The organism is Dyadobacter sp. LHD-138, from assembly GCF_030929615.1.
Taxonomy (GTDB): domain Bacteria; phylum Bacteroidota; class Bacteroidia; order Cytophagales; family Spirosomataceae; genus Dyadobacter.
In genome coordinates this window covers 1-16535 of sequence record NZ_JAVFVU010000027.1, presented here as the reverse complement: position 1 = coordinate 16535, position 16535 = coordinate 1, and the positions used below count along the sequence as shown (strand labels likewise).

At 43.9% G+C, this 16535-nt stretch carries 18 protein-coding genes and 1 pseudogene; 7 read left to right on the top strand and 12 right to left on the bottom strand.

Translation table 11 applies throughout. The annotated features are described in order from the left end of the window. Nucleotides 1–36 precede the first annotated feature (36 nt). Nucleotides 37–1212 (bottom strand): Gfo/Idh/MocA family oxidoreductase, encoded by a 1176-nt coding sequence (locus tag RB622_RS19165; RefSeq protein ID WP_308048225.1) that lies wholly within the window; start codon nucleotides 1210–1212, stop codon nucleotides 37–39. Nucleotides 1213–1447: 235 nt separating this feature from the next. Between RB622_RS19165 and RB622_RS19160 the strand changes: the two genes are divergently transcribed. The 3 genes and pseudogenes from RB622_RS19160 (at nucleotide 1448) to RB622_RS19155 (ending at nucleotide 2663) form a co-directional block, all read left to right on the top strand. After that, a complete protein-coding gene (locus RB622_RS19160) occupies nucleotides 1448–1618 on the top strand; it encodes a hypothetical protein (RefSeq protein WP_308048224.1) in 171 nt (56 codons plus the stop codon). Beyond that, a pseudogene (locus tag RB622_RS30360) lies at nucleotides 1545–1748 on the top strand (Rieske 2Fe-2S domain-containing protein); the annotation flags it as partial. The gene RB622_RS19160 and the pseudogene RB622_RS30360, both read left to right, overlap by 74 nt. A gap of 54 nt (nucleotides 1749–1802) precedes the next feature. Then, nucleotides 1803–2663 carry an SRPBCC family protein gene (locus RB622_RS19155; protein WP_308048223.1) on the top strand — a complete coding sequence of 287 codons (861 nt, stop codon included), beginning with the start codon at nucleotides 1803–1805 and terminating at the stop codon, nucleotides 2661–2663. Here RB622_RS19155 and RB622_RS19150 read toward each other — a convergent pair. Both RB622_RS19150 and RB622_RS19145 read right to left on the bottom strand, forming a co-directional pair. Beyond that, nucleotides 2647–3348: a hypothetical protein gene (locus RB622_RS19150; RefSeq protein ID WP_308048222.1), complete on the bottom strand. Its 702-nt coding sequence runs from the start codon at nucleotides 3346–3348 to the stop codon at nucleotides 2647–2649. The two genes, RB622_RS19155 and RB622_RS19150, sit on opposite strands and share 17 nt — an antisense overlap. Before the next feature lie 27 nt (nucleotides 3349–3375). Beyond that, nucleotides 3376–3744, bottom strand: a complete 369-nt coding sequence (locus RB622_RS19145) for a hypothetical protein (protein ID WP_308048221.1) — start codon at nucleotides 3742–3744, stop codon at nucleotides 3376–3378. A gap of 195 nt (nucleotides 3745–3939) precedes the next feature. On the opposite strand from RB622_RS19145, the gene RB622_RS19140 reads away from it, so the two are divergent. Next, complete coding sequence (locus tag RB622_RS19140; RefSeq protein ID WP_308048220.1) at nucleotides 3940–4821, top strand: AraC family transcriptional regulator; 882 nt, start codon at nucleotides 3940–3942, stop codon at nucleotides 4819–4821. A 249-nt stretch (nucleotides 4822–5070) separates the two neighbouring features. Here RB622_RS19140 and RB622_RS19135 read toward each other — a convergent pair whose 3' ends face one another. Both RB622_RS19135 and RB622_RS19130 read right to left on the bottom strand, forming a co-directional pair. Beyond that, nucleotides 5071–5253, bottom strand: a complete 183-nt coding sequence (locus tag RB622_RS19135) for a hypothetical protein (RefSeq protein ID WP_308048219.1) — start codon at nucleotides 5251–5253, stop codon at nucleotides 5071–5073. A 393-nt stretch (nucleotides 5254–5646) separates the two neighbouring features. Beyond that, the gene (locus RB622_RS19130) at nucleotides 5647–6369 is read right to left on the bottom strand and encodes a DoxX family protein (RefSeq protein WP_308048217.1); all 723 of its coding nucleotides are present in this window, start codon (nucleotides 6367–6369) and stop codon (nucleotides 5647–5649) included. 1390 nt (nucleotides 6370–7759) lie between these two features. Here RB622_RS19130 and RB622_RS19125 point away from each other — a divergent pair. Both RB622_RS19125 and RB622_RS19120 read left to right on the top strand, forming a co-directional pair. Further along, on the top strand, nucleotides 7760–8299 hold the full coding sequence (locus tag RB622_RS19125) for a helix-turn-helix transcriptional regulator (RefSeq protein ID WP_308048216.1): 540 nt from the start codon (nucleotides 7760–7762) through the stop codon (nucleotides 8297–8299). 102 nt (nucleotides 8300–8401) lie between these two features. Then, nucleotides 8402–9631, top strand: coding sequence for a retropepsin-like aspartic protease (locus tag RB622_RS19120; RefSeq protein WP_308048215.1), 1230 nt, complete (start codon nucleotides 8402–8404; stop codon nucleotides 9629–9631). A 546-nt stretch (nucleotides 9632–10177) separates the two neighbouring features. Here RB622_RS19120 and RB622_RS19115 read toward each other — a convergent pair. From RB622_RS19115 to RB622_RS19085, 7 genes are all read right to left on the bottom strand, one after another. Beyond that, nucleotides 10178–10555, bottom strand: coding sequence for a SnoaL-like domain-containing protein (locus RB622_RS19115; protein WP_308048214.1), 378 nt, complete (start codon nucleotides 10553–10555; stop codon nucleotides 10178–10180). A gap of 14 nt (nucleotides 10556–10569) precedes the next feature. Beyond that, nucleotides 10570–10893 (bottom strand): metalloregulator ArsR/SmtB family transcription factor, encoded by a 324-nt coding sequence (locus RB622_RS19110; RefSeq protein ID WP_308048213.1) that lies wholly within the window; start codon nucleotides 10891–10893, stop codon nucleotides 10570–10572. Next, nucleotides 10874–11326: an SRPBCC domain-containing protein gene (locus RB622_RS19105; RefSeq protein ID WP_308048212.1), complete on the bottom strand. Its 453-nt coding sequence runs from the start codon at nucleotides 11324–11326 to the stop codon at nucleotides 10874–10876. Before RB622_RS19105 ends, RB622_RS19110 begins: the two co-directional genes overlap by 20 nt. A gap of 1297 nt (nucleotides 11327–12623) precedes the next feature. Beyond that, a complete protein-coding gene (locus RB622_RS19100; RefSeq protein WP_308048210.1) occupies nucleotides 12624–12806 on the bottom strand; it encodes a hypothetical protein in 183 nt (60 codons plus the stop codon). Between the two features lie 25 nt (nucleotides 12807–12831). Beyond that, nucleotides 12832–13386, bottom strand: coding sequence for an ABC transporter permease (locus RB622_RS19095; RefSeq protein ID WP_308048208.1), 555 nt, complete (start codon nucleotides 13384–13386; stop codon nucleotides 12832–12834). After that, nucleotides 13387–13710 (bottom strand): ATP-binding cassette domain-containing protein, encoded by a 324-nt coding sequence (locus RB622_RS19090; RefSeq protein WP_308048206.1) that lies wholly within the window; start codon nucleotides 13708–13710, stop codon nucleotides 13387–13389. A gap of 12 nt (nucleotides 13711–13722) precedes the next feature. Further along, a complete protein-coding gene (locus tag RB622_RS19085) occupies nucleotides 13723–14664 on the bottom strand; it encodes a pentapeptide repeat-containing protein (protein ID WP_308048205.1) in 942 nt (313 codons plus the stop codon). Between the two features lie 804 nt (nucleotides 14665–15468). On the opposite strand from RB622_RS19085, the gene RB622_RS19080 reads away from it, so the two are divergent. Beyond that, nucleotides 15469–16374, top strand: coding sequence for a prohibitin family protein (locus tag RB622_RS19080; RefSeq protein WP_308048204.1), 906 nt, complete (start codon nucleotides 15469–15471; stop codon nucleotides 16372–16374). Nucleotides 16375–16535: the final 161 nt, after the last annotated feature.

The following is a 16535-nucleotide window of genomic DNA, read 5'->3' as shown; positions in this document are numbered from 1 at the left end:
TCTCAGGGTAAAACAGGTTTCGGCACTGTATTGACATTAAAGCAATGGCCATTTAAAACTCGACTTTAGCTGAACTCTTGTGCCGGTCTGCTGCGATTTTCTTGCTGCCTCAATAATTTCCAGCACATGCAGAGAATGAAGCGTGGTGATAATAGGATCTACCCCATTAGACATGGTCTCGGAAATATAACTTGCTCCCTGCTGCCATACAAACGAGCCTGTTTCGGTTGCAAAACGCTGCGTCTTTTCATGATCTTCGGTAGCCATATCCACACCCGTTGGTGCCCAGTCATATCCGATCAGCTGCATGTTCCCTTTGGTACCCCAAATAGAAACTGTAGGTTTGTCCTGTCCGCTGCCTTCATGGCCATAGGGATCAAAATAATTGAACCCGCTTTGAACATGCGAAAGGGCTCCCCTAGCATGCTCCATCAGTACCATACTGTTATCCTCTGCCTCCACCGTAATCGGATTGGGACGGTTGTCTACTTTCCTTGTCGGGGTAATGATATTGAGCATTGCCACGATGGATATGACCGGTCCGAGTAACCCCGTTAGCGTGGCCATATTGTAAACAGCCAGGTCGGGCATGCTGCCTCCCAGTTTTTCATAGAAAAATGCAGACCAATGTGGACCCCGGTGGCCGTAATGTGCATGAGCAGCCGAGACCTTGCCGAGTTTTTGCTCCTGTATTGCTTTTGACATAAAGGCAAACTGAGGACTCAGGATAACGGCTGGCGCCCCCCAGATCTTCAATTGTTTCTTTTGGGCAAGGGCAAGCAGTGCTGTTCCCTCCGCATAGGTATTGGCCATCGGCTTCTCGCTCCAAACATTTCTGCCATTTTCCAATCCTATCTTATTGAGGCGCCCATGTTCCTGCATATTGGTGAGGTTCACCATCAAATCGAACTCTGTCCCTGCAATCATCTTCTCGATGGAAGTATAGTAGTTGGTAATTGAGTACTTCTCAGCTGCAGCCTTTGCTCTTTCCTCAATGATATCGCAGGTAGCAACCAGAGTCACAAAAAGGGATTTACTCAAATGAGGCAGATACTGCGTTGAAACACTACCGCAACCGATCACCCCCACACGGATCTTCTTTCCTGCTGATCCTTCCGCCATCAGCGCGGAAGGCCAAAGTGAAGAAATAGCGCCGATTATACCTACCTGACGGATAAACTCCTTACGAGAGATCTCATTCTGATTTTCCATGTTAAATACTTCCTTGGGTCTTGGATGATTGAAATTGATTGAGCCAAAAATTGCATTCTTACCTTTCCCCAACAAGCGCATTGAAAAAAAAGATGAAATTCTAAGAAAATACTGTAGATATCGGGAAACTTTGTAGAGATGATCCCTTCACAGGACTTGCTAAGTTTACATGCCAGTTCGGATCAGCTCGTTCCGGCATCATTGTCACCGTTTCTTTCAACAAAATCAAAGTTCCATGGATACCCGCTCATTACTTGAAAACTATAAATCGGGATACAGCCTACCGCAGGCATTTTATACCGATGAAGAGGTTTTTGACATGGATATAAAGCATGTATGGCGTAAATACTGGCTTTTTGCAGGTATTGCTGCCGACATTCCTAAACCTGGCGACTACTACTTATAAAGTTCATCCCGATTCCGTCATCATTCTCAGGGACGACAAGCACGGGATCGTGGCCCATTATAATACCTGCCGCCACAGGGGGGCCCTAATTTGCACGAAGGAATCCGGGTCTGCGACCAAGTTGATGTGTCCTTATCATCAATGGGTGTACAATAAAGACGGTTCCTTGTTTAAAGCCAGGCACATGCCCGAAGATTTTGACAGGTCCGCATTTGGCCTGCATTCGGTACATATCAGGACGGTCGAAGGATTGATCTTTATTTCACTTGCTGAAAGCCCTCCCGATTTCGAACAGGTTGCCAGGGAATTTGGCCCCTATCTTCGACCATACAAGCTCCAAAAGACCAAAGTAGCTGCCAAGAAAAGGTATGTTTTAAAGACAAACTGGAAGCTGATCACAGAGAATTTCCGGGAATGCTACCATTGCGGAGCAGCCCACCCCGAATACTGTAGAGCAGTCATCGGTGCTAATCTAAAAGAATCCACTGATCTATACCAGCAGGAAAAGCAGATCGAATGGTCGGCAAAAGGATTGGAAACCAAAGGTATTGAATTTAAGGATAACTCATTCCATTTTGCTATCAGGTATCCCCTCCGGGATCATGTGGAAAGTTACAGCCTGGACGGCAAATCCGTGTCCTTACCAATGGGCGATCACCAGGACTATGACGCCGGCGTCCTGGGACTGGTATGTTACCCCAATTTCTGGATTGATGCCGTCAGCGACTATGTGTGGACGATGTGTATCACACCTGTCAGCGCATCCAGCTGTACAGTCGATCTTTCGTGGCTGGTTGACGAAAACGCCGTTGAAGGCCGCGACTATGGCCTTGACAGGCTGACCGAATTCTGGAAAATCACTGGTGAGCAGGATTGGGAATTGTGCGAAAACAATTTCAGTGGAATACAGTCTTTGCATTATCAGCCGGGACCCTACGCGCCCTCAGAACTAGATGTGGTAAAGTTCGTGGACTGGTATATCAATCGTTTAAAAGAAGGAATAGGTTTACCCGTTACTGATATAGCTGCTAAAACAGACTTATAAAATGCGGGCTCTCACCGTGCACGATGTAATGCGTGGTGAGCCTGTGCCCCATGGCCAATGCCTGGGCGGTGTTCATTTCGAGAAGCATGGCGGTACAAAAACCAGTGTTGAAATTATCCCCCGTCCCAGTTAGCAATTTGGGATTGGATAATTGCGGTGTGCTGCACTGGGTTACCCCATCCACGTCATAACAACACGCTTCCGCCGGGTGGTGCACCACCACCTTGCCGATGCCGAGCGCATCATGAATCACGGCTGCGATCTTCCCGATTGTCGGCGTTTCTTTTGGATTCCGCAGTAGTGCGTCATATACTAAGGTCGATTCATTCCTGTTCAGGCTCAACACCACATTCCAGTAATGCGAAAATCCGTCCAGTAGCTCTAAAGCTTCCAGCAACTGGCTGCGTGTCTTCTTGGAACAATCCGACAAGGCGACAAGCCCGATCGGCTTTTCGATGCCGGTACCAGTAAATGGCTGGACCTCTTCGAGCAGGCCAGCCCATATCCCTGTTGAATGCGCCACCTCACTCCAGTTAAGCAATCCCACCAGGTCCTTTCCCGAGAAAACAGATCTCAACTGATCCAGCCCGATCGTGTCCTTGATGTAAGACCAATCGGCGCTGTTGATTTGCGTGGATTCGGCCATCATCATTTTACTACTGTTAAATTCGATCGCCGTGCTCATGCCTGGCTCCGCATAACTGTACAAGGTTCAGTTGGGCGACATCAGCTGAAAAATGTGGTGAATATCCGGAAGGCCAAGTGCTCCGACGCAGTCCACCTTGCAACCCATTTTGGCAAATGCATTAGCCGTGATGGGCATATTCCCACCGACTTTAAGCAGCTCCTGTTTGAGCTCCAGCGAAAAATTTCGGTTGGCCTTTTGCACAATATAATTCCCAAAATCAGTGATGTCCTCAAAATACAGCTGTGAGCCATCCGCATTCTGCTTTTTGACGATCTTCACAATAGAGTCGATGCAGCCATCAAAACCCAGGGATATCTTTTTGGAAATCAACACGTCATGCCAACTCGCGACGTTTGAAATATTACTCCTTTCGTTAGGATTCAGTACCAGCATTGAAATGTTTGAAAGCGGTGTGTAAAACATCAGCACTATTGCAATGTCAAGGTAGAGCTTATTCTCTGTGCCGGTCTTCGCCTTTTTATCAAGGTCTCGTGGAATCTTAACAAATTATGGGTTTTCCTCCAATATTTCGGTCACAATGTCTTCGATAATATGTATTATAGTAAAAAATAACAGGAATAAATTACTATGATTATCTCACTTTCCAATCCAGGATCTGATTCCGGAAATCTTAGAATCGGTGCCATCCGGTTTTTTAATGGCTTTGATCCCTCGGGTCATTTCAGCCATTCACATTCCCAAGTCGAGCTAGTATGTGTCCAGGAGGGGCAAACCTCCATACTGGTTGGCGGACATGTCGAGCAAATCACGGCCGGGGACATATTCCTCGTAGGCAGCGGACTTCCTCATTCGATACACACGGTATCATCAGTGGAAACCCGTGTCGCTATCGTTCATTTTGACAAAATATTTCTGGACGGCCTTATAACCATCATCAAGGATTTTCAGCTGACGGGCCACCTTGCGTATTTATGCAGCCAGGGAACTTTGTGGAGAAATCAAACCGAGGGATTGGTCCCGGAGATTTTAAAACTGAAAGATACAGAAGGGATGAACATCGTAATCCTGCTGGTACAGATCCTGTCGGGCCTGCTCGGGCAGCGAAAATACCAAACGCTTAGCCAGTCCCGTCCTAAATTGGTCCCCGTACTTGATGTCAACGAGGATAAAATCAGAGTAGTTCTCGATTATACTCAGCAACATTACCGGGAGACGATCACCCTGCCACAGATCGCTGCCGTGATCAATTTTACAGAAACATCATTTTGTCGGTATTTCAAAAAATGGACTGGTAAAAGTTACTATCACTACCTGAACGAAGTCAGGATAGACAAGGCCTGTGCGTTGCTGATGGAAGACAGCTCCAAAACCATTGAGGAGGTCTGTTACTCCATTGGTTACAGCAGCCCTTCCACGTTTTACAAGCATTTCAAGAAAGTCCTGAATATGGCCCCGGGAAATTATCTTGAAAAAATAAAAAGCTACAAACAACAGAATAACATTAGTTAGACTGGTACCGAAAGAATGTGGCTTCCTGTTGGTTCAGGTCGGTCTTTCTATTACTTCAATGCAAAAGTCAAATACCCTCCTCTGAATTTTTTTGCAAAATTTACCCTCCCACCTATTCTGACATATTGCTTCGGTCGAAGGAATGGAGCACCCATTACCTGGCAATTCGCCTGTCCAAAGTATTTTTCCCGTTATCTGATCGGACGCACGAAATATATTATTAGCGGTGGATGCAGTAAATACGAGCCCTCAGGCTGTGGCGATCCCACCGCGGTTAAAAATGCCCTTTTTTTTGATATCTATTTCGGTCAATTTCTCATCTTCTCCGAGTGGCACCTGCCAGAGTATTTCTCCTTTATTAAGATCAATCGCATTCAAGGTGCCGTATGGAAGTTTGATTTCCAGGTCGTCTAAGATGAAAACATTAGTCATTTTGAGCGCAAAAGATCAAAAACTTCTAACAAGCACTAACCCAGCGACGAGTATTTCCCTGGAAAGCCAAACAAGCCCCGAACAAAGAAACATGGATGCCACGAAATCAAATAATGGTAAAGGAACTCTAAAAATAACCAAAAGACCAAAGGTAAAGATGAAAGGGAATATCAAAAACACATGCTGCTGAGATGGCTGTTTCATGACTGCGAAAGCCGTTCTATGAGCCATCAGCTGATGTCTTTTGGTAATATGACGAAAGAGATGGACTTCTCCATGTAATATCAAGTTGATTATTTCTTTGTCAATTCTTCTATCCATTTGACAGGTCAAGTTACAAGTTGGTTACATCTAAATTTAGAAAACCAGATAAAAGCTGAGATTGCCAGGTAGCTATTTCACATCAGATCTCCGCATGTCATCCGCTTTATTAAAAGCTGCCAAACAAATATCCAGCGGCTGCCCTTGCTTATAAATGCAATCGCAGAAGGCCTCACAAGCCTCTGGGTTCTTACTAGTGAGACATTGACTTCGGGCCTCTTCTTCAGAATCGCCAGGCACTATTTCGTATAAATATGAAGTGCCGATGATGATAACAGCCAGGGCTGCGATACAACCTCCAAAAAATAGGATGCGCAGCCGCTTGCCCAGTGGCCTTCTAATTACCTGTGGAGCTGGGTGAGGTTGCCTGAATGGCAAAATATGTTTGATACGGTCATAGTCCCATATCAGTAGATACAAGCAGGCCAATACCATGATGGTGACAAGCCGGGTGCCATGGAAGCGGGTGGCATAAGTTAGCACACTGATATTAACGATCATGCAAAAATACATCAGCGTGCCAAGCAGCGCAGTTCTCGGTATCAACACTAATATGGCTATTGCCACCTGAGTGATCCCAATAAAAGTATAGTAATATCCTGTTGCGAGTAGGGCGTCAAAATAACTCCCCAATGGATTGTTATGGGATAGCCCTTCAGCAAAGCGTTGTCCCATTATTTTAACATAGCCCGTCGGAAGAAAGCTAGCTGCGAGGGTGATGCGGCAAAAAACAGCAAAGTTTTGAAACCATTTATCAGACTTTGCTTCATTGAAAATTTCCCTAAGTCTATTCATGGTGGTATATTAAATGACGTAACCGGATCTTTTTTTGTGCATTTACTCCAAACCTTCGCAATAATAACCAGTGGGATATGATAGTCTCTTTAAAATTCATGATTTTTTACACGTGATTATTTTATTGAGGAGATAATAAAGAACCAATGCTATTGCGGCCCAGTAAGTAGCAAACGCAATCAACAGTACAGGAGGTGCCGGATCCGGATCCTGGGCCAAAGATGATAAGGGGCCTATCAAAACAAATTTCACTGGATATATAATTGTGGCTAAGGTACTCCTACAGGCTATTGCTGAATCTGCTCCGGGGAACCACTCGCCGTTTTGGGGAAAGAGTCGGACTTCAGTTCCCAAAATTGAATTAGAGATAAATTGAAAGGCGAACGCCAGAATGAGAAAGCTAACGATGAATTTTGTTCTTGAAATCTTCATGGCTATAAAATCTAACATGTTGTTCAGTTCTCTCTTGTAAATATGCCTTCATCCTGGAGTGCTTAACGATCATTAGCTTCTTTGCAGCATCGAATTCCGCGGGAGCTCTCGATGCGTAACTGAATTTATTGGTTGTTGTAGCTTCAAGAGGTATAGTCGTTCCGTTGTTTTCAATGGCAATAGTTTAGCCGTTTTTTCCACTTTCATTTTTACAGGTTTACCCGATATAGCATAAACGTCTACGCATTAGTCGAGAGTTAACAACGCCATTAATTGTTGCTGCAAATAATATCTTAATATTTATTGCAGCAATAATTAAAAGTACTTTGATATTCAAAGTAAATAAAAACACGTTGTATTTCAAAGTGTAAAAAACTTTTTGTTAAAGATGAATGTCTAAACTTTAGAGAGGTGCATAGAGACCGGACGGTCCTCCAGTAGGATTGGCCCTACCAATAAGCCAATCCAATCTCTCCAGTTGAAGTAAATGCAAGTCATAATAATTATTACAAAAAAAGTTGTGATAATTATTGAAAATTCTTGGAAGAGTTTAGTTAGCTTTAATTATAACATGGTCCGTGTGGTCTGGTTAAAATAATATTGTTCATGGCGTCGAAATCAACAATCTCCGGCTGTTGTTTTTTTTCAATTATACTTTTTCGAAGCACCAATCTGATGGCTCAAAAAGACGACCATTTAACCGGTGCTGAGTATATAGTGGACAATTCGGAGCCACTGATCACCTCAATTCAGAAATTGAGGACAGCCCGTTTCGGTTAAAATTCACCGAATAATAAAATGATATACAATCACTTAGCACATATCTAATAATTGCCTATTAATGGTCAAATACGCCACGAAATCAGATAGTCAACGCTTCCGAATTCTCCAATAAGATATCCATTTTATAATAAAAAAGCATCCGGCTATTGCGAAAAAAAAGGTACCTTTCGAAAATATGGTTAAACTGCTGTTGCTTAGAGAAAAGCTCAATCTGACCCAGGACGAACTGTCCGAAAAATCAGGTGTTTCTGTCAGAACGATCCAGCGGATCGAGGCCGGACAGGTTCCCTCAGGCTATACCCTCAAAACCCTTGCGAAATCACTCGACATCTGCGAGGCCGACCTACGGGATACGCATGAAGATCGAAGCGGCCAAGATCTGAAATGGACCAAGGTCATCAACCTTTCATCATTGCCCTTTGTAATCCTTCCCCCGCTGAACCTTTTTATCCCCCTGATCATCATATTTGCAAAAAAGCAGGATACTCCGGCAAACCGAAAACTTATCTCCATTCAGGTCATTTGGACGCTTATCGGCATCCTTTTGCTTATCCTCGTTTTGGTCCTGAACGACTGGTACGGCGTCCGGAGCAGGCAAACGATGCTCATACCACTAGTCTGGACGATCGCAAACGCAATTAATATCCTAGCCAATGCCGTTAAGATCAGTAAAGGTCAGTTGTCGCGCATCTCACCTCCTATCAGCATATTATAAGTGCTGACGGCCTGTTGACGGGACATTGGCATCTTATTGGCGGGTGATAAATTTAAGTTTTGCCTTGCCTCTCCCTTTCTTTGCCGAAAAACCAAGCCCCATATGAGCAACAACATCACGCGTAAAAAAAACGCCGACAGAAAATGCCTCGCCATCTTCACTCTGTCCGCGCTGTTCTTTGTGTCTGCGCATACCGCCACGGCCCAAGAAAAAAAAGCAGTCATCAAAGTATCAAACGAAAAGGCATCGATCACCGACGGCGAAAATTTCAGCATTGACTGGAAGCTGGATCTCAAATCAAACCCGGATACCTATTATGTAAATGTCCCGCACAAAAAAAGCACCGTGCGATTCAATACAGACCAAGACCAGCTCACCTTCCATACTCAGCCCGGAGAGACCTACACTTTTACGGTTCTATTGAAAGAAAAGGATAGCTGTATGATACGGATCGTATCCGCCCTGCCCCCGGACCTGCCTGCCACGGAAGTGCCTGACGCATCCCAGACCAGCTTCCCTTTCAAAATGGTAGGCTCAAAGATTTTTTTTCAGGGCCTGATCAACAAAAAAGAAGTCACGATTGAATTCGACCTGGGCGCGGGAACTAGCGTAGTCAACAGAAACGCTTCTGAAAAACTGGACCTGGAATTCTCGGGGCACACCATCGTCAGCAACACAGACGGAGTAAATAAAGAGAGGAAAAGTACAGGCAACCGGCTAAACATCGGCGGCATCACCTGGAGCGGCGTTCCACTTACCGAAGTCGGAAACATGCAACCCTACGAAGACCTGATCATAGGAAACGGCTTTTTCAGGAACCATGTTATAGAGATAGACTATGACAAAAAGAAATTTATCGTACACAAAAAGGTGCCTACCAAGGCGGCAGGCTACACCAAGCTGCCTGTCTTCTACGAGCAAAACCGTCCCAAGTTCAAGGCAGATATAACGCACAACGGCAAAAACTACAGCTTCTGGTTTCTTTTTGACACCGGCAGGGACGGAAGCATGCTTCTTGGAGAGGATTTTACTTCCAAAGGCAGCCATTGGCAGGAGCTCCAGCCCCTTACTACCATCAACGGCCGTAAAATCGTGCGCCTTGACGCCACCATAGCGGGCATCCGCTTCGAGGATATCGTCACCAACGCCGCCGATCCGGAAAAACCGAGAGGCAGGCCAAGCCTTTTTGGAAACCAGATCCTAAGCCACCTCAACGCCATATTGGACAATATCAATGGCTTTATCTACCTGAAGCCTAACAGCCGCACTAACGAGCCGTATTCAAATTATCAGGACTACCTCAAAGAGATGGAAAAGATCAAAAAAAATTGATAGAACAACAACTATTCATCTCCAAAGTCCCAGGGGCATGGAAAAATAAAGCGGTCGTTTGCCCCCTCGATTTTCCAAGATAAAAACAGGCCTGATTATAGTCAATGATCATCCAAATTTTGGTCCGGTCGATTAAAACGAAGGAAGCCATTCGACAATCCAACGGTATCTTTCATTAGTCGCTCCTATCAATGCAAATTTTTCAGCAGCATTCTGAACACTTTTGTCAGGCCGAGCTAATATTGATCCAACACAACTTCAATCCGTCCAATTTTGCAAAATACCTCACAAGCAGAATCTTATAAATGGTAGATGCTCATCGTATACAAGTCGAAAGACTGTGAAAATGCATTTGTGGCTTGCATTGGAATTCTGTTTTATCTAAAATTTTGGATCGTTTGACGATTTTCACCAAAAGTGGGGATGAACCCAGCGTATCCGAAATCTCCACCATCATCACAACTTAACACTAGTAGTAATGATTGAATAACCAAATTTGTCGATTATTCAATCATTACTGCTTACAGAATAGAGAGGAGAGATTTCTTAATAAAAGAATTGTTCTAATACAATCTGGCCGTCTTTCACTTCATACAGCATTATCTGGTTGATTTGTATTCTTCCCAATCCCTGCACCGTTATGTCTGTCTCTCTTCCAACTGTAAAGTGATTGCCGCTTACAATGGGCTCGGTTGTATAAAGTCTATGCGCTACCTCGATCCGTTTTACCAAATCCTCTCCTTTTTTGCGGACTGTGGATTTGCCTTCCGCATAACCAAAATAGGGAGAATTTTCAGGATCCATACTCCTTACATGATCTGCAAAAAACTCATCCTGTATTTCAAACCATTTTTCTTGCTGAGCAAGCGCCCTGAACCGTGCCGCAACTTTTTGAGTTGTCATCGCTGTTTTGTTTGCTGTCATAAAAATTTGATTTTTCAGTTTGGTAATCTGTTATTTAATAGAATTTCCAATTTTTTCAGTTTCGATACCCAGAACTTGTCAAAGTAGGATATCCAATCTTGCAACTCATTAAACCCATCCTGTTTTAGCGTGCAATACCGTTCCCGGCCAACATCCTCGATAGAGATAAATCCGGCATTGTGCAAGATTTTAACATGTTTTGAAACAGCCGGACGGCTCATGTCGAAATTATCTGCCAGGCTATTAATCGTCAGACTATCCTCTGAAAGCAGTATCAGCATCTTCCTTCTACTGGGATCTCCGATCACCTGGAATGCGTCAAGCGTTGGTGTTGCCATTTGGTGCAGCGTTTAAAAGGTTGGCGATCTTTTGCAAGTTTTTAAGCCAGCCGTCCGTCAAACCATTGTAAAAACTCAGGTTCTCTTCTTTCTCGAAACCGCTATGTTCCAGGTAAAGCGCTGTGCCTTTTTCTGTTCGCTGCAATTGCCACACAACGACGGAATCAAGTGTAATCTCGCCTTCGCCGGGTCCGCTCCTCCATGAATAGGAAAGCTTTTTAACGGGATCAATCTCTAATACCTTACAGTAGAAGATTCCATCGAAATCCAGGCTGGGTATGGGATTTGTCTGGAATTGAAAGTCAACCCCTACAATTGGCTGAAAGTTGTTTTTCATTAGCCATAACCCCATCAATTCGGATTTCGTCAGGTATTCCCAAACCATCTCGGGCGGATGCGGGAAGAAAAATTGGTGTTTTATACTTTTTGTCATGATGCGTAACTTTTAAGTTACTCAAATATATAGGTAACTTTTGAGTTACGCAAATTTTTTACAGAAATATTAGAAAAAAATCGAACAAGGAATCGTCCTGGTTTTAACTATTGAATCGATGGGCTGTATTTAACTTAACTGTTCATCGGAACACCACGCCAGACCTCAGCGAATGATCTGCTGGACAAAATCGTCCGCATCATCCGTGAAATAGCCGGGGCCAAGAAAATATTTCTGATTCCGTCCGCGCCAGGACAATCAGCTGCTACAAAATTTTATTGTTTTGACAGATAGCACAGATCCTAAATCTACCGGCGACTACGAAACGAAAATTAAGAATCTTACAGCGGGATAGATTCACAAAATTTACACATGCCATCAAAAGCACAAAGATTGCTATAATACCAAAAAATCGTGCGTAACCGATGCGCCCACCTCCGTTGTATTTACCATCCTTAAAATCGCTTCTTAAATATAAATCTGTTAATCCGTGTAAGAAAAAGGATCTATTATCAAGCTTAGGGAGATCTCTGCAGGCCATATGACGAAGTTGGGCTGTGACATTTTTTGCGTCAGCATTACGCCCAAGCTTAACAAAAAGCTGTATTGCAGTGGCCGTCCAATCCGTTGATTGAATTTCTTGGGATTGAAACAGTCTTAAGTAATCAAATCTCAGTGTTGAGTTCACAGGTGGAGAATGCGGACGCGTTGACCATCTGATTCTGTGGCAGATTGGTTCATCCCCACTTTTGGTGGTAAATTCGTTAAAAGTTTTTATTAGCTGGTGAAATCTTTAATGATCACCAAAAGTGGAGATGAACCAACGTATCCGAATTATCCACCATCCCTTACTCAATAAATGTAACCAATGAGACCTGTCTGTGTACTTCACAGTCCTAAATCTTGACAGGTTAAAAATATGCTGTAAAGCCTTGATCATGTAAAAGACTCTGTAAGCCATTTATGCCAATAAAGCTAAATCGGAAAAGTCTATACGTCTAAATGCCGTCAGTACCCGGCTGCTATAAAAAATCAGGTGCGAAATCAACTGCAAAAAAGAATTATTTCCAATACTATCTTTCCAGTTAACCTGCGGAGCCCAGAGCGCCCTGGCAGCTTTTTCTAACGGCAAATACCATTCTTGATTACTATCAGTCTTTCCCAACTGTTCTAAAAGTTCTAGTCATACCGGGCCGTTATGTTGAGCAAGGCAACCTAATGACATAAAATTAAACAAGTAATGAAGTTTTCATATTATCATTTGGACAGCATTTACCAGCCAAACAAAAACAATCTGTTACACCCGGTTGTTATACACTCTCATCGCCAAGATATAAGCCAGGAGCATAATTCCAACACACCAGGCAAGCGCCAGCCATATTTCATTGCCTGCCGGCTGGTTTGAAAGTAGCGCGCGGATGGTCTCCACAATCGAAGTCACCGGCTGATTTTCCGCAAAGGCGCGAACAGGCCCCGGCAAGCGGTAGGTACAAATGCCGAGCTGATTAAAGGCAGGAAGTGAATCGGATAGGCAATTGCAATTGCGCCATCCACCGATTTTGCAGAAAGTCCGGCAACCGCCGCGATCCAGTCAGGGCCAGCGTAAAGAGCACGAGGATACCAGCCACAGCAAGCCATGAGAATACGCCCGCCGGCGATCGGAAGCCAATCATGAGTGCTACGAGCATGACTACGACAACCGAGATCGCATTGGATACCAACGAGGTCAGCACATGTCCCCACAGCGCTGTCGAACGAGCAATCGGCATGGAATGCAAACGCTCAAATATTCCCCGTTGTACATCATTAAACAGACGGTAAGACGTGTAGCCAATACTGTTTGCGATGGCAATTAGTAGTATACCCGGCACCAGATAATTCACATAGTTATCCGTGCCGGTTTGAATCGCGCCACCCAACACATAAACGAACAACAGCATCATTGCAATCGGCATGATCGTAACGGTGATGATCGTGTCCACACTGCGAAGATGATGGCGCATGGAGCGTCCAAGCATGACGCCCATGTCATTGAAAAAATAATTCTTTATCGTTTCCATTTACTGTTCCTGTTTTTTGCCAACAATGGCAAGAAATATATCCTCCAATGTTGACTGTTTTTCAATGTATTCCACTTTTACTGGCGGGAACAGCTTTTTCAGTTCCGCGAGCGTGCCGTTGGCGATAACCCTACCCTCATGCAGAATGGCAATTTGTAATGTGGTGAGGATTTTGACAATTGTTGTCTTGCCAGCACCGTTTGAGCCGAGCAGGGCAAAAATATTGCCTTTCTGCACCTGGAAATCCACGCCTTTCAGAACATCAAGCTGCTTATAGGACTTTCTCAGGCCCTGCACTTGGATTGCTTTGTCTTCCGTATTCATTACTCCTTAAATTTAAATAACTATAACCTTTGACAAATCAACGACCCGTAGGCCTTGAAGCGCAGCATAGGTCAGCTTATCCATCATCGCGCCGTCGAAACAGACGCTTTTGAAGTCACGGTAAGATTTGTTTGTCAGGGAAAAAGGCAGACGGAACGATACGTTCCTGAGGGTCGCTCCCGAAAAGGAAACGTCGTTCAGTGCAGACCTCTCAAACTGGACACCAATGAAAGTATGCCCGTCAAAACGCATGCCTCGCAGGTCGGAATATTTAAAGTCCACACCGTTAAAGACACAGTTTTCAAAGATTGTTTTCCGAAGGTCGATCATGGTTAACTTCACATCGGTCAGTATCACATCCTTAAATTTTGTTCCAATCAGCGAGGACTTGTTGAAGTCTGTACGTACAAGGACGGATTTACCGAAGCTCGCATCCGAAAGGTCAGTGATCGAAAAGGTACAGTCTGTCAGATTTGTACCGTCAAAGTTGGCCTCACGCGCATCGCTGGCCTCAAACGAGCTGCCGGTCAGGTCGGCGTTGGCAAAGTCGGCGCCGCACAACGGGCTCGCGTTGAATTTTCCTTGGTGTAGCATGACGCCCGCGAAATCACTATCCTGCAAATTGACCGCAGTGAGGTTTATCCGCACCTGACGCTCCTGGGTACGGGAGAGATCTGCCCCCTCTTGTGCAGTTTGCTCAATGTTCCCAATAGGCATCCTGGAAGTAGTCTCATCATCAACGGATTGAAAGTTTTCTGAAAAATAGTTCAGGTCAACGCCCAAGATTTCCGCGAGACGGTTTAAAGTAGTGATGTCCGGCATTGATTCACCCCGTTCCCATTTCCCAACTGCTTGAGGGCTGATAAATAGAAATTGCGCAAGTCGCGCCTGAGACATATTTGTTTTCTTTCGTGCTTCGGCAATTTTATTGCCGATCATTTTAGTATTTAACATAGGACCGTTTATTTTTTCGACACCACAAAGGTATTTGAGTGCATTTCAGGAATCACAAAAAGGTCAACTACTTATCGTTGTATTTACGCTACTTTTAGTTGTTATTGACAGCTAAAAGTAGTCTTTGTCAACGCCCATCGTAATAACGCGGGATATTATCTTTTAAGAATGAAAAAAAGAATAACTAATCGCAAGTTCTTAACTTCAAACTAAGAGGAATAAAACCAGTGACAAACGTCATTGCAAGTATCACTCCCGGATACCCAAGTCTCATCTTTCCCTCAAAATATTCCATTTCGCGGTTCAGTTTTAAAGCGCTGTCCTCGTAGCTGCCCAAACCACTTTTTACAATTTCATTCAGGATGTGATGGGCTGATTTGCATAAGCCCTGATTTAGAAAATTGTCCCTGCTTTGTTCGACCGGTTGCCATGGCTTGCGATGAATGGTTATTTCTCTCCGTTTTTAGCAAACCATAAATAAAGCGGAGGAATTAATATAGGTGCAAAAAGAAGTTTACTGGTCAGCCCTCCAATGATTACCGTTGCCAGAGACTTTTGCACACATAAACCAATGCCTAAATAGACCTCCTTGACAAAATATCATTAATAAAAAGATAAGGCACCCGCCTTATCAAAATGATAAAACCCTTCCATTTTGATAGAATCAGAATCTTTAACCCTACCGATATTTCACTTATCAATTTGAATATAAGTAATTTAACTAAACAAAATAAAACCGAGTGCTTTTGGCACACATTTATTACGTATAACGGTAAGAGTTTTCAATCTTAATCCATTATCACCATGTTTATCCTAATCGTTGGAATCCTGATCGTAATTGCCGGTTTTGTACTTCGCAATTCTTATAGCAACATATCCCGATATGCCACAGTTTTTAAAATTGGCGGTCTGGTTCTTATCATAACAGGTCTTCTTTCTTCCGGCATCCGACAAATTGATGCAGGAACGATCGGAGTTCAGTCCTTATTTGGAAAAGTAAGTCCGCAAGTGCTGGAAAATGGTCTAAACTATGTAAATCCATTGGCAGAAGTAGCGATTTTCGACACTAAGACGCAGAACTATACCATGTCTGCTCAGACAAATGAGGGTGAAGTGAAGGGTGACGACGCCATTCGTGTCCTTTCAGCGGACGGTTTGGAAGTTGTTATTGACCTCACAGTACTATACAAGATCATGTCCGATAAGGCGCCCGCCATTTTTAAAGGGATCGGTAGCGACTACAAAGATAAAATTGTAAGGCCAATCACCCGTACCCGTATCCGTGACAATGCTGTTTATTATGATGCTGTCGCCCTTTATTCAAAAAGAAGGGACGAATTCCAAAGTCGGATTTATCAAACCATTGATAAAGATTTTAAAAGCCGGGGATTAATATTGGAACAGCTTCTAATCCGTAACATCAATTTACCGGAATCTGTAAAGAAAACGATCGAATCTAAGATCAATGCAGAACAGGATGCACAAAAAATGGAATTTGTGCTTCAAAAGGAAAAGCAGGAAGCAGAACGTAAACGGGTTGAAGCAAGAGGTATAGCAGATTACCAAACCATTATCGCTCTCAGCCTGACCGACCGCCAACTGCAGTATGAAAGCATCAAAGCGCAAAAAGAACTGGCAGCTTCACCCAATGCCAAGATTGTGGTACTTGGCGGTAAGGGCAGTGTACCTCTGATCCTGAACGACAAATAAGTACTTCGTTAGTCTTGCTGGTTTAAATAGCTACGATTGGATGAGGGCGTCTCAAATTCGAATTGAGGCGCCCTCTTTGTTTTGTATAGGCTTTCGTGATGTTTTATCTTTTTTATGCTTCTATCAAAAGCTCAGAGCGTTATCAGATTGAATTATGTAAT